The 13,537-nt window shown below is 67.0% G+C and carries 10 protein-coding genes; 8 read left to right on the forward strand and 2 right to left on the reverse strand.

Annotation, left to right across the window (positions count from 1 at the left end):
- The first annotated feature begins 2 nt into the window (after positions 1-2).
- Complete coding sequence (gene rsgA, locus OHB12_RS18360; protein ID WP_442799812.1) at positions 3-887, forward strand: ribosome small subunit-dependent GTPase A; 885 nt, start codon at positions 3-5, stop codon at positions 885-887.
- A gap of 172 nt (positions 888-1,059) precedes the next feature.
- Here rsgA and secA read toward each other — a convergent pair whose 3' ends face one another.
- Positions 1,060-3,924 carry a preprotein translocase subunit SecA gene (gene secA / locus OHB12_RS18365; RefSeq protein ID WP_327109836.1) on the reverse strand — a complete coding sequence of 955 codons (2,865 nt, stop codon included), beginning with the start codon at positions 3,922-3,924 and terminating at the stop codon, positions 1,060-1,062.
- 662 nt (positions 3,925-4,586) lie between these two features.
- Here secA and OHB12_RS18370 point away from each other — a divergent pair.
- From OHB12_RS18370 to OHB12_RS18395, 6 genes are all read left to right on the forward strand, one after another.
- Positions 4,587-6,008 carry a WS/DGAT/MGAT family O-acyltransferase gene (locus tag OHB12_RS18370; protein ID WP_327109837.1) on the forward strand — a complete coding sequence of 474 codons (1,422 nt, stop codon included), beginning with the start codon at positions 4,587-4,589 and terminating at the stop codon, positions 6,006-6,008.
- 40 nt (positions 6,009-6,048) lie between these two features.
- On the forward strand, positions 6,049-6,585 hold the full coding sequence (locus OHB12_RS18375; protein WP_327121221.1) for a DUF6912 family protein: 537 nt from the start codon (positions 6,049-6,051) through the stop codon (positions 6,583-6,585).
- A 142-nt stretch (positions 6,586-6,727) separates the two neighbouring features.
- Positions 6,728-7,885: a ferredoxin reductase gene (locus OHB12_RS18380; protein WP_327109838.1), complete on the forward strand. Its 1,158-nt coding sequence runs from the start codon at positions 6,728-6,730 to the stop codon at positions 7,883-7,885.
- 45 nt (positions 7,886-7,930) lie between these two features.
- The gene (locus OHB12_RS18385; RefSeq protein ID WP_327109839.1) at positions 7,931-9,394 is read left to right on the forward strand and encodes a fatty acid desaturase; all 1,464 of its coding nucleotides are present in this window, start codon (positions 7,931-7,933) and stop codon (positions 9,392-9,394) included.
- Between the two features lie 94 nt (positions 9,395-9,488).
- Positions 9,489-10,733 (forward strand): fatty acid desaturase family protein, encoded by a 1,245-nt coding sequence (locus tag OHB12_RS18390; RefSeq protein ID WP_327109840.1) that lies wholly within the window; start codon positions 9,489-9,491, stop codon positions 10,731-10,733.
- A gap of 74 nt (positions 10,734-10,807) precedes the next feature.
- The gene (locus tag OHB12_RS18395; RefSeq protein ID WP_327109841.1) at positions 10,808-11,254 is read left to right on the forward strand and encodes a hypothetical protein; all 447 of its coding nucleotides are present in this window, start codon (positions 10,808-10,810) and stop codon (positions 11,252-11,254) included.
- A gap of 49 nt (positions 11,255-11,303) precedes the next feature.
- Here OHB12_RS18395 and OHB12_RS18400 read toward each other — a convergent pair whose 3' ends face one another.
- Positions 11,304-12,596 carry an acetyl-CoA C-acyltransferase gene (locus tag OHB12_RS18400; RefSeq protein ID WP_327109842.1) on the reverse strand — a complete coding sequence of 431 codons (1,293 nt, stop codon included), beginning with the start codon at positions 12,594-12,596 and terminating at the stop codon, positions 11,304-11,306.
- A gap of 238 nt (positions 12,597-12,834) precedes the next feature.
- Between OHB12_RS18400 and OHB12_RS18405 the strand changes: the two genes are divergently transcribed.
- Positions 12,835-13,518, forward strand: a complete 684-nt coding sequence (locus tag OHB12_RS18405) for a hypothetical protein (RefSeq protein ID WP_327109843.1) — start codon at positions 12,835-12,837, stop codon at positions 13,516-13,518.
- Positions 13,519-13,537: the final 19 nt, after the last annotated feature.

A 13,537-nucleotide genomic window follows, 5' to 3' on the forward strand; every position in this document is an offset into this window, starting at 1 on the left:
CCATGGTGGTCTCCGTCGACCGCGGCCGCTGGGGGTGTGTACTCGGTGGCGATCCGGATCGGCTGATCGTCGCCATGCGAGCAAGAGAACTCGGGCGCACTCCCATCGTGGTCGGCGACCAGGTGGATGTGGTCGGCGACCTGTCCGGAAAGCCGGACACCCTTGCCCGCATCGTGCGGGTCGCCGACCGTCGAACGGTATTGCGCCGCACCGCCGACGACACCGATCCGTTCGAGCGGATCGTGGTGGGCAATGCCGAAAAACTGTTCATCGTGGTCGCCCTGGCCGACCCGCCGCCGCGCACCGGTTTCGTCGAGCGCGCGATGGTCGCGGCGTATGCTGGTGGACTGCAGCCGATCCTGTGCCTGACCAAGCACGACTTGGCCGCCGACTCCGAATTCGCCTCGTCTTTCGATGATCTGGATCTCATCATCATCTACGGCGGCGTCGACGACCCGCTGGAGCCGGTGCTTGAACTGCTCGACGGCAGGCTAACCGCCCTGATCGGGCATTCTGGTGTCGGCAAGTCGACGTTGGTGAATCGTCTTGTGCCGGAAGCAGATCGGGCGGTAGGCGAGGTTTCCGGCGTCGGTAAGGGCAAACACACCTCCACACAGTCGGTGGCCATCCCCCTTCCCGATGGCGGCTGGGTCATCGACACCCCGGGCGTCCGCTCCTTCGGCTTGGCCCACATCACCCCCGACGACGTCATCGCCGCCTTCGACGATCTGGCCGCCGCCATCGAGGATTGCCCTCGCGGCTGCACCCACCTCGGGCCACCGGCCGACCCCGAATGTGCCCTCGACAACCTCCCCGGCAGGGAACGGCGGGTTGCCGCCATCCGCATGTTGCTGAACGCCCTCATCTCCAACGAGAGCTGGTCCTGACCATCGCGGGTCGACCGAGAGCAAGCGGCCTGATGCCCGTCGGGTTGTCCCGGCGCGAAAGGCCATTCCTCGAACCACGTGCAGCGTCCGTCGCTGGACTATGTTGACGTAATGATTGCGTCGATATCACGAAGGCGCCCAGGAACCCTGGACGCCTTCGTGATTCAGCTGATCAGTGCCTGCGACGCGACTTCGGTCCGCGCCTGCCCTTCGACTCGGTGCGGGCGGCTTCACGGCGCTCGCGACGGGTGGGCTGGGTACCGTCCGTGCCGTATTCCTCGGCATCGCTGTGTACCGCGGCGCGACCGCCCTCGTCCGGACCTGACGGACCCGAGTAGCTGAACCCGCGCGGGCCGCTCTCGTCGATGCCCTTGGCGCGCAAGGCGGCCGGGACACCGTTGGCGACGCGTGCCTCCTCGGCGGGCAGGGGGCGCGGCGCGGTCATGGCGCCGACCGGCGAACGCAGGCCGGGGTCGACCGCGACGCCCTCCGGCTGCGGCTGCTGCACCTCGACCTGGAGGTTGAACAGGAAGCCGACCGACTCTTCCTTCAGGCCGTCGAGCATCGCGGCGAACATGTCGAAGCCCTCCCGCTGGTACTCGACCAGCGGGTCGCGCTGCGCCATGGCGCGCAGGCCGATGCCCTCCTTGAGGTAGTCCATTTCGTAGAGGTGCTCGCGCCACTTGCGGTCGAGCACCGAAAGCAGCACCTGCCGTTCGAGATTGCGCATGCTGCCCGCACCCGCGAGTCCGTCGATCTCGTCTTCGCGGCGCTCATAGGCATCGTGCGCGTCGTCCAGCAGCGCCTCGAGCAATTCGTCGTGGGTCAGCTCGCCTGCTTCGCCGATCTCGGTTTCGCCGGTCAGATCCTTGTAGTCGACGTCCACCGGGTACAGCGTCTTGAGCGCCGTCCACAGCTTGTCCAGATCCCAGTCCTCGACGTACCCCTCGGCGGTGGCGCCGTCCACATACGCGGAGATCACGTCCGTGATCATGCTCTGGACCTGGCCCTCCATGTCCTCGCCGCGCAGGATCCGGTTGCGCTCGCCGTAGATGACGGTGCGCTGCTGGTTCATCACCTCGTCGTACTTGAGGACGTTCTTGCGGATCTCGAAGTTCTGCTGCTCGACCTGGGTCTGCGCGCTCTTGATGGCCTTGGAGACCATCTTCGCCTCGATCGGCACGTCGTCGGGCAGGTTCAGCCGGGTCATGATCGCTTCCAGCGCGGCACCGTTGAAGCGGCGCATCAGCTCGTCGCCCAGCGACAGGTAGAAGCGGGACTCGCCGGGGTCGCCCTGACGGCCGGACCGACCGCGCAGCTGATTGTCGATGCGGCGCGACTCGTGGCGCTCGGTGCCGAGCACATACAGGCCGCCCGCCTCACGCACCGCGTCGGCGTCCTCGGCGGTCTGCGCCTTGACCTGATCCAGGGTCGGCAGCCAGGCCCGCTCGTACTCCTCGGGCGTCTCGACCGGGTCGAGACCCTGCTTGCGGAGCAGGATGTCTGTAATGATGTCCGGGTTGCCGCCGAGCACGACGTCAGTACCACGACCGGCCATGTTCGTCGCGACGGTCACCGCGCCCGGCCGTCCGGCCTCGGCGATGATCTCGGCTTCCTTCTCGTGGAACTTCGCGTTCAGCACGTTGTGCGGGATGCCGCGCTTGGTGAATTGCTTGGACAAGTACTCCGACCGCTCGACGCTGGTGGTACCGATCAGCACCGGTTGGCCGTTCTCGTGCCGCTCAGTGACGTCGTCGACGACGGCGGCGAACTTGGCCTCTTCGGTCTTGTAGATCAGGTCCGACTGGTCGGCACGGACCATCGGCTTGTTCGTCGGGATCGGGACCACGCCGAGGGTGTAGATCTGGTGCAGCTCGGCGGCCTCGGTCTCGGCGGTGCCGGTCATGCCGGACAGCTTGTCGTAGAGGCGGAAGTAGTTCTGCAGCGTGATGGTGGCCAGCGTCTGGTTCTCCGGCTGGATCTCGACCTGTTCCTTGGCCTCGATCGCCTGGTGCATACCTTCGTTGTAGCGGCGCCCGACCAGGATGCGGCCGGTGAACTCGTCGACGATGATCACCTCACCGTCGCGGACGATGTAGTCCTTGTCGCGGGCGTAGAGCTCCTTGGCCTTGATGGCGTTGTTCAGGTAGCTCACCAGCGGCGAGTTGGCGGCCTCGTACAGGTTGTCGATGCCGAGCTGATCCTCGACGAATTCGACGCCCGCCTCGTGCACGCCGATCGTGCGCTTCTTGATGTCGACCTCGTAGTGCAGATCCTTTTTCAGCAGCGGCGCGATGCGCGCGAACTCGGCATACCACTTCGAGGAGGCGTCGGCCGGACCGGAGATGATCAGCGGGGTGCGCGCCTCGTCGATCAGGATCGAGTCGACCTCGTCGACGATCGCGAAGTTGTGTCCGCGCTGCACCAGGTCGTCCAGCGAGTGGGTCATGTTGTCGCGCAGGTAGTCGAAGCCGAACTCGTTGTTCGTTCCGTAGGTGATGTCCGCGTTGTAGGCCGTCCGCCGCTGGGCGGGGGTCATGCCGGACAGGATCACGCCCACCTCGAGACCGAGGAAGCGGTGCACGCGGCCCATCCACTCGGCGTCACGCTTGGCCAGGTAGTCGTTCACTGTGACGACGTGCACGCCGTCGCCGCTGATCGCGTTCAGGTAGGCGGGCAGCACACAGGTGAGGGTCTTGCCCTCGCCGGTCTTCATCTCGGAGATGTTGCCGGTGTGCAGCGCGGCGCCGCCCATGACCTGTACCTTGTAGTGCTTCTGGCTGAGCACCCGCCAGGACGCCTCGCGCGCGACCGCGAACGCCTCGGCCATCAGCTGGCCGAGCGGATCGGTCTCGCCGTCCTCGACCATCTCGGCGTAGCGCTCGCGGAACTCGTCCGTCTTGCCGCGCAGCTCGGCGTCGGTGAGCAACTCGTAGTCCGACTCGAGGTCGAGCACCTGGTCCGCGAAATGCGAGAGCCGCTTGACAATGCGACCCTCACCAATCCGTAGCAACCTCGTCAGTGTCAGCGCAGGCACGGGTCTCGTCAGTCCTCTGGTCGGTGGTTCTATCGTGTCGTCGGCCCCCGGGCCGGTGCGGGCCCACGCGGTGGCGCGGAATCCGCGGCTTGCTTCATGGTAATGCGGCATCCATGGTAGGCGCCGACGAGCAGCGACGTGCCGCCTCCCATGTCGTCAGGGCCCCCTGACGCGCGCGTTGTCTTCCACAGTACGCGCGGCTGGCGGGTCGATTCCGCCCGCGAACGCGCTCCACGCACGACACCCGATCAATGCTCGGCCACCGGACGGACCCGTTGCGCCGCGCCTGCCAGCACAGCGAACTATCGGCGAATTCATTGGCGCCGAAGCTGTTTCACGAAGATCCCGACGATACAAGACGTCCGCGCGGCGCGCCCATTTCCGCGTGGGCTGCCGTGACGGAATCGCTGACACGATGACCTGGCTCTCGGTCGACGTCGCGGCGGTCCGACACGCTGAGCGACCGAACGCCCCGTCGACCGTGCATCCCTGCCCCCGCTGTGATCGAATCGAGTTCCCTACCACCCGGAGGGTCGAGGGGGCACACCGATTTCACCGGATATGCCACAACGGGGCGAGGCAACCGTTGTCGCGGCAGCACAATAGGCAGGGACGGCATCGGGAAAACAGGGACGGCATCGGGAAAAGGAGCACCGGGCAGCGTGATCACGAGACTGACGCCGCAGGACGCGTCGTTCTACCGGCTCGAGTCGAGCAGCAATCCGATCCACATCGGCTCCCTCGCGATCGTCCGGAACACCGACTCCGGCGCAGGCTCCACTGCGCCGATCCTGAACTACGACCGGCTGGTCGACCTGGTCGAAGGCAGGCTCCCGCTGGTGCCGAGGTACCGGCGCAGGGTGCGGGAGATCCCGCTGTCGCTCGGACGGCCGGTCTGGGTCGAGGACAGCCGCTTCGACATCACCTACCACATCCGACGCTCGGCGCTGCCTGCTCCTGGCACCGATCAGCAGCTGTACGAACTGGTCGCCCGGCTCGCCTCCCACCCCCTGGATCAGAGCAGGCCGCTGTGGGAGATGTATCTGATCGAAGGTCTGGCCGACGACCGCTGTGCGATCTTCACCAAGTCGCACTCGGCACTCGTGGATGGAGATACCGCGCTGGAGATCGGCCACGTGATCCTCGATGCCGGACCCGCACCGCGCGAGCTGGCCGACGACGCCTGGATCGCGCCGCGCGAACCCAGCGACGTCGAACTGCTGGTCGGCGCGCTGGCCGACCTCGCGGCGCAGCCACGCAAGGCGCTGGAGGTCGCCCGCGACGCGACCGCGAGCGCGTTCGCGGTGGTCGGCACGGCGGGCAAGGCGGTGGACTCGGTGGTGTCGGCGGTGCGGGCCGCGGCGACCGGCGCGCCGGACAGCCCGCTGAACGGCCCTACCTCCCGCAGCCGTCGCTTCGACGTGGTACGCACCGACCTGGAGGGCTACCGCACGATCCGCACCCGATTCGACTGCTCGACCAACGACGCGATCCTCGCGGTGGTCACCGGCGCGCTGCGCAACTGGCTGCTGTCGCGCGGCGAGGCGCTCACCGAGTCGACCACGCTGCGAGCGGTCGTACCCATGTCGGTCTATGTCGAAGGGAACGGTGGGGATCGGCTGAAGCCGGCGGGCGAGGTGTCGTCGTTCCTGATCGATCTTCCGGTCGGCGAGCCGAATCCGGTGATGCGCCTGTCGCACATCTCGCACGCCACCGAACTCAATGGCAGACACCAACGCGGCGTCCGCGCGCGCACCCTCGTTCATCTGGCCGGGTTCGCTCCGGCCAGCCTGCATGCGATGAGCGTGCGCGCGGCGAGTACGTTCGCAGAGCACACGTTCAACTTGGTGATCACCAACGCGCCGGGTCCGCAGACGCCGATGTTCATCGGCGGCGCGCGGATGCTGGAGATGTACCCGGTGGCGCCACTGCTGCGCAACCAGGCGTCGAGCATCGGGATCACGTCCTACGACGGATGCGTTTTCTTCGGACTCAACGCCGACCGCGACGCGATGGCCGACATCGGCGTGCTCGCCGCGTCGGTGCGCGATTCCATGGAGGAGATGCTCGGTGCCTGCGTCTGATCAGAAGAAGCTACGGGTCTACATCCCGGCGACGGTGCCGATGCTGCGCGAACTGGTCGCGAACCGGGAGCTGGCCCCCATCGGCGGCACCGCGTTCGCGGTCACCCCCGCGCTGCGCGAGGCATACGCCTCCGGCGACGACGAAGAACTCGGCGAGGTGGCCATCGGCGAGGCCGCCCGCGCGTCGCTGCGCCTGCTCGCCGCCGAGCGCGAGCAGATCGCCGAGTCCGAAGAGCACCCAGCGAACCCAGCGCCGGACGACGCCGCCGCTCCGGTCGCCTCCGGCAGCCCGGTCTATCGGCGCGCGGTGATCGCCGCCGACGTGACCGGCGCGAAGCTGCGGCCCGATCTCGACGACGCGGTCGTGCGCTTGGCGGGTCCGATCGGCTATCAGCAGATCGCCTCGGTGCACGTCGACTTGGCGGACGCGGAGCCAGAGGTGGCCAAGGCGGTCGACGTGATCGATGCGGCCGATCTCGGTGACACCGACGCCGAGTTCGTGCTCGGCGACGCCGAGGACCACCAGCTGGCCTGGTACGCCGCGCAGGAGCTGCCATTCCTGCTCGAACTGCTCTGAATTTGCATCGTCCGCGCCGCAGAGTGTCGGAGCGAGGGCGTTCGCCCTGGCTTGCCCACCACATGAACCTACGATGCCGTAACCTGGCAGGCGAGGTGGCGTCCGATCGGCGCATCCGACGACAAGGAGACGAACGGCAGCGATGGGTTCGAAAAGAGGGGGATTCTCGGTGCGGGGCGTCCGCGAGTGGCTGGAGGCGCCTGCCGCGAGTGTCGCCGAGCGCGGCGGCAGGCTGAACGTCTTGCGCGGCGCCGTGGCCCGGGTGACTACCCCGCTGCTGCCGGATGACTACCTGCACCTGGCCAACCCGCTGTGGTCGGCACGCGAGCTGCGCGGGCGCATCGTCGAGGTACGCAAGGAAACCGCGGACTCCGCGACACTGGTGATCAAACCGGGCTGGGGCTTCGACTTCAAATACCAGCCCGGTCAGTACATCGGGATCGGCATCCTGGTCGACGGCCGCTGGCATTGGCGCTCATACTCGCTGACCTGCCCCCCGAACTGGACCGAGCCCGGACACGGCGGCAAGCGACTGATCTCGATCGCCGTCAAGGCGATGCCGGAAGGCTTCCTGTCCAGCCACCTGGTCAGCGGCGTTCCGGTCGGCACCGTCGTCCGGCTCGCCGCGCCACAGGGCGGCTTCGTGCTGCCCTACCCCCCACCGGAGAAGGTGTTGTTCCTCACCGCGGGCAGCGGCATCACCCCGGTCATGTCGATGCTGCGCGCGATGGACCGCCGTGAACTGGTCACCGACGTGCTGCACCTGCATTCCGCGCGCACCGCCGACGACGTGATGTTCGGCGCGGAACTGCGCGCGCTGCACGATCGGAATCCTAGTTTCCGCTCGCACCTGCATCTCACCGGCGAGCATGGCAAGTTCGCACTCGCCGACCTCGACTCGAAGTTTCCCGACTGGCGGGAGCGACACACCTGGGCGTGCGGCCCCGCGGCGATGCTCGACGAGATCGACGACCATTGGCGAGACGTCGGCCGATCCGACCGGCTGCACGTGGAGCGATTCGAGATCGAGCGCTCAGCGGTCGGCGAGGGCGGCACAGTCACGTTCGGCAAGTCCGGGCGCACCACCGAGGTGGATGGCGCGACCAGCCTGCTGGAGGCAGGCGAGTCCGTCGGGGTACGGATGCCGTTCGGCTGCCGGATGGGAATCTGCCAGACCTGTGTGGTCACCGTGAATTCCGGTTACGTGCGCGATCTGCGCAACGGAGACGAGCACCGCGAGGGCGACAAGGTGCAGACCTGCATCTCGGCTGCCGCAGGCGACTGCACCCTGGACGTGTAGTCCGGCAGGTACCCTCGATCTAGTTCGAGTAGGGAAAGGACCCCGGTGGCCATCACCGACATCAAGACGTTCGCCCACCTCACGGCGGCCGACATCGAGACGCTGGGGCAGGAGCTCGATTCGATCCGGCGCTCGGTGGAGTTGTCCCGCGGTGCGCGCGACGCGAGGTACATCCGACGCTCGATCGCGGCCCAGCGCGGTCTCGAAGTGGCGGGCCGCGCCGTGCTGTTCGGCAGCCGCAACCGCTGGGCCTGGCTGACGGGCACCGTGCTGCTCTCGGTCGCCAAGATCATCGAGAACATGGAGCTCGGGCACAACGTCAGCCACGGGCAATGGGACTGGATGAACGATCCGGAGATCCATTCCAGCTCCTGGGAATGGGACATGACAGGCCCCTCGTCGCAGTGGCGCCGCGCACACAACTACTCCCACCACACCTACACCAACGTCCTCGGCAAGGACGAGGACCTCGGCTTCGGCATCATGCGGATGACCCGCGACGAGCAGTGGAAGCCGATCCACCTGATGCAGCCTCTGGCGAACCTGCTGCTGGCAACCACCTTCGAGTGGGGCATCGCACTGCACGACTTGAGCATCGAGAAAGAGCTGGCCGACACCCCGCCCCGCGAGCTCATGTCGCAGCCGAACCGGGACTTCGCCCGTAAGATCTCCCGGCAGGTGGCCAAGGACTTCCTGATCTACCCTGCGCTTACCGGACCGGCCTTCAAGCAGACCCTGAAGGCGAACGCACTGGCCAACCTGGTGCGCAACCTGTGGGCGTACGCGGTGATCTTCTGCGGCCACTTCCCCGACGGCGCGGAGAAGTTCACCATCGAACAGCTCGAGAACGAGACCAGCGCAGAGTGGTACCTGCGCCAGATGCTGGGCAGCGCCAACTTCAAGGCCGGGCCTGCCATGGCGTTCATGAGCGGCAACCTCTGCTACCAGATCGAGCATCACCTGTTCCCCGATCTGCCGAGTAACCGGTACCCGGAGATCGCGGCGCGGGTGCGCGAGCTGTGCGACAAATACGACCTTCCTTACACCACCGGCTCGCTGGGCAAGCAGTATCTGCTCGCGTTCCGCACCATCCACAAGCTCGCGCTGCCGGACCGCTTCCTGAAGGCGACCGCCGACAATGCCCCGGAGACCTCCTCAGAACGCAAGTTCGCCGGCATCACCCTGCCGTCGATCGGCACCGGGTGGGATCTGACGCTGCCGGGCGCGGAGTCCACGCATTGGCTGCGCATCGATCCGGAAACCGGCAAACGGCGCGGTCTGCGCTCGGCGCTGCATGAGGCGAAGGTTGTGCTCAAGGAGAAGGCGCGGCAGGAGAAGGAGCTGCTGCGCGAGGCCAAGGCGGCGTTGCGGGAGAAGGCCAAGCACGAGCAGGAGATGCTGCGTGAGGCCACACTCGCGCTGCAGGAGCGTGCCCGTCACGAGCAGGCGGCGCTGCGCAGGAAAGCCGTGCGGGACAAGCCTTTTCGCTTCGGCCGTAGGCGGCGTTGACATATCCGGTCGCTGATCACAAGAGCGCATCCGACCCAGTTGTGACGACTTCCTCACAACTTACGGTCTCGTAACTTACGGTATAGTAACCGGCATGGCCATCTCGGATGTCAAGGAATACGCGCACCTGACCGAGGCCGATGTGGAAGCACTCGGCACGGAGTTCGACGCGATCCGGCGAGAAATCGAGGCCTCGCGCGGCGAGCGCGACGCGAAGTACATCCGCAACGTCATCCGGCTCCAGCGCGCGCTCGAGATCAGCGGCCGCGCCGTACTGTTCGGCAGCTTCCTGCCGCCCGCATGGCTGACCGGCGTCGCCCTGCTGAGCACCGCCAAGATCATCGAGAACATGGAGATCGGGCACAACGTCATGCACGGGCAGTGGGACTGGATGAACGATCCGGAGATCCACTCCAGCTCATGGGAATGGGACAACACGGGTGCGTCCAAACATTGGAAGCACACGCACAACTACCTGCACCACAAGTACACCAACGTGCTCGGCATGGACGACGACATCGGCTACGGCCTGCTGCGGGTAACCCGCGATCAGCGGTGGAAGCCGTTCAACCTGGGCAACCCGCTCTACAACCTGGTGCTGCAGCTGTTCTTCGAATACGGCGTGGCAATCCAGCACCTGGAGCTGGGCAAACTGGCCGCGGGCCGATTCAAGCCGGGTACCCCGGAACGGGCCGAGTTCGAACGCAAGCGCGGCGAGGCGCTCACCAAAATGGGCAAGCAGGTCCTCAAGGACTACGTGGTCTTCCCCGCGCTCACCGGGCCCGCGTTCTTCTCCACGCTGACCGCCAATCTGGCCGCCAACGCGATCCGCAACGTGTGGTCCAACGCGGTGATCTTCTGTGGCCATTTCCCGGACGGCGCGGAGAAGTTCACCAAGGCCGACATCGACGGCGAGACGCACGGCCAGTGGTACCTGCGTCAGATGCTGGGCAGCGCCAACATCTCCGGTGGGCCGGTCACGCATTTCATGACCGGCAACCTCAGCCATCAGATCGAGCACCATCTGTTCCCGGACCTGCCGAGCAACCGGTACGCCGACATCGCCGTGCGGGTGCGCGAGCTGGCCGAGAAGTACGACCTGCCCTACACCACCGGTTCGCTCCCGGTGCAGTACTTCAAGGCGTGGCGGACCATCCTCAAGCTGGCGTTGCCGAACAAATACCTGCGCGCCACCGTCGACGACGCGCCCGAAACAGCCTCGGAGCGCAAGTTCGGTGGTAAGACCACAGCGACCGTCGACCCGGTGACCGGGAAGCGCCGGGGTCTGCGCACCGCGATCGCCAAGGGGCGACGCCGGATCACGCGTCGCCCGGTCTGATCAGTTCGACAGCGCACACGCGTCATTCCGCCGACTGCGCCCGCCCACCAAACACAGCTGGCTGACCGAGGCCCGTGTGTACTGATGTTCTGAGCGTCTACGAAGCCATCCAGCGGCGCCGCGACGTGCGCGCGGAGTTCACCGGGAAGCTCGGCGGTTCTCGCGGTGGCGATAGTGGTCCGGCTCGTCTGAAGGCCGAGATGCTGGAGCGGCACTGGCTCGACGGAGTCGAGGTCGACGATGCGGGCAAAGTGAGTCGTTCGTGGTTCAATTACCGGCAGAGTGGGTACGCCTCAGGCGAAACTGCTTCGGACGCAGGGTTCTTCGTTCAGGAGGTTTGTGCAATGGCCAATGTCGCTGCCGTTCGGCTGTCGAGCGAGCTGGGCATTGATCTGGCTCAGGCGATGTTGCGCCTGCGGCGGGAGGGGATCCCCGGCGAGACCAAGCACCAGACCTGCCTGCGGATCATCGCTGACGAGGGCCGCGACCGTCAGCCAGGCACATCCCCCGGGCAACCCTGAGCAGGGCGCTGACGCCACAGGCAGTGCACTCGTACCGACCCACGCCTGGTCAGACCCGCTCGAGCACGGCTGAAGCGCCGATGCCGCCCGCGGCGCAAATGCCGAGCAGCGCCGTGCTCTTGCCCGTGCGCGCCAGCTCGTTGGCCATGGTGGTCACCATCCGCGCCCCGGTGGCGCCGAACGGATGTCCGAGGGCAACCGAGCCGCCGTGCACGTTCAGTGTGTCGATGTCCACCGCGCCGACGGCGGTGTCGCGATCCAGCCGGGTCTTGGCCCACTCGTCGCTGGCGAGGGCGCTCAACACGGACAGCGTTTGCGCGGCGAAGGCCTCGTGGATGTCCGTGACATCGATGTCGCCCAAGGACATTCCAGCCTTCTCCAGCGCGCGCGGCATGGAGATCGCGGGGCCGATCAGCACCTGATCGGTCGGGTCGACGCTCACGTAGCTCCAGGAGCGGAAGGCAGCCAGCGGCCGATAGCCGAGGGCGTGCGCCTTCTCCTCGCTCATCAGCAGCACTGCGGCGGCACCGTCGGTCAGCGGGCTGGCGTTGCCCGCCGTGACGGTGCCGTCGGCAGCGAACACGGGCTTCAGTGCGGCCAGCTTCTCGACGGTTGTGTTACCGCGCACGAGGCCGTCACGCGCGATCTCGACCCCCTCGGGAGTGCGCACCCGCAGCACCTCGTCGTCGAACCGCCCCGACTCGATGGCCGCAGCCGCGCGGTGGTGCGAGCGGGCGGCGAACTCGTCCTGATCGGCCCGGCTCACGCCATGGACGCGGGCCATTTTCTCTGCGGACTCACCCATCACCTCGCCGGTCGTGCGTTCGGCGATCCTGGGGCGGCGCGGCAGCAGATCGGTGAACGGCGCAAGCTGCGCGACCGCGGCGAGGTAGTCCTTCGGCTTCGGCTTGCCGAGCGCCAACGGCGCCGCCGCGTGCACCACCTTCTGCGGCAGCTTGACCTCGGCGTTCGATGTGGAGTCGCTGCCGCCCGCGATCATGATGTCGTATTCGCCGCGCTCGATCGCGGCCGCGGCGGAGGTCACCGCCTGGAGGCCGGAGGCGCAAGCCCTGGTCACCGTGTAGCCCTCACAACCTGGGTCGAGCCGCAGGTCCAGCGCGATCTCGCGCGCGATATTCGGCGCCGCGCTCGGCAGGATGACCCCGCCCCAGACGATCGCCTCCACCTGTGCGCCGGGCAGCCCGGTCCGTTCCAACAACCCCCGGACCGCGGCGTCCGCCAGCGCGATGGAGTCCATTCGGGTGTACCCGGTGAACGCACGCACGAATGGTGTGCGCGCACCGGACACAATCACAGCACGGCGAGCGGCGTTGGTGGCCATGCGATTTCCTTTCGAAGATCTCAGACCACCAAACTTACTCTATAGTAAGTTCACCGTCGACCCCCTTCGCCGACGGTGAATCGCACCCAGCAGCGATCCCCTCCTCCGCCGCCCACCATAGCGCGACCGACCGGAAACACCCGCCCCGGCGAACGCCCCTGCTCACCTCGGAACGACGCCGTGGCCGACATCCTCGGACCAGCCGTCGGCCGCTGCTCGCGGCTCAGGCGAGTCGGTGGTGGCCGGACCGGACTCGATCCGGTTCGAAATCGCCGACCTCACTGGACTTCTCGCGTCCGCGGGCAGGCTCACCGACGCCGTAGAGCACGGGCGTACCACCGATCCCCAGGTGGTCGCGGCGATCACCCAACTCGACCGGGTGGTGACCAGGCTGTCCGCCCGCTACGCGACCGCGATGCTCGAACGCGACGGCGGGCCGGGCAGGCAGCTGCACCCGTTGGTCGAGATGGCGTTTGCGCATCTGCTGGAGATACCCGCCGACGCGACGAGCCACAAGATCAACCGGCTGTTCGCGATGTTGCAGCCGCGATCGGCGCGCAGCACGGAGGCAGTCACCGAGCAGGTCGGCGAGTTCGTCGGGCGCGCCGTCCCTGCGGGCTATCTGGAGCGACTACGCAACGGCGAGTTCGACCGCGAAAACGACGGGCACACCGTCGAAGTCGAGATCCTGATGGCGCTGGCCCGAAGTTTCGGCTTAGCCACGGACTACCTCACCACCACCGGACCCGCGGCTGCCATGGTAGCAATCGGCCGGGATGCGCCGGGGCCGACGCGTTGGGCGGCAACAACTTCGGGGCGGCACTGCCCGACTCGGCGATCCGAGTTGCTCGCGCCGGCACGTCGCCGACCAAGGAAGACAGCGGCTTTCACAAAGATCTCCGGGCACCCAACGTCGAGTTGAGCACCCGGAGAAACGGACG

Origin of the sequence: Nocardia sp. NBC_01730 (assembly GCF_035920445.1) — a bacterium.
In the GTDB taxonomy this organism is placed as follows: Bacteria; Actinomycetota; Actinomycetes; order Mycobacteriales; family Mycobacteriaceae; genus Nocardia.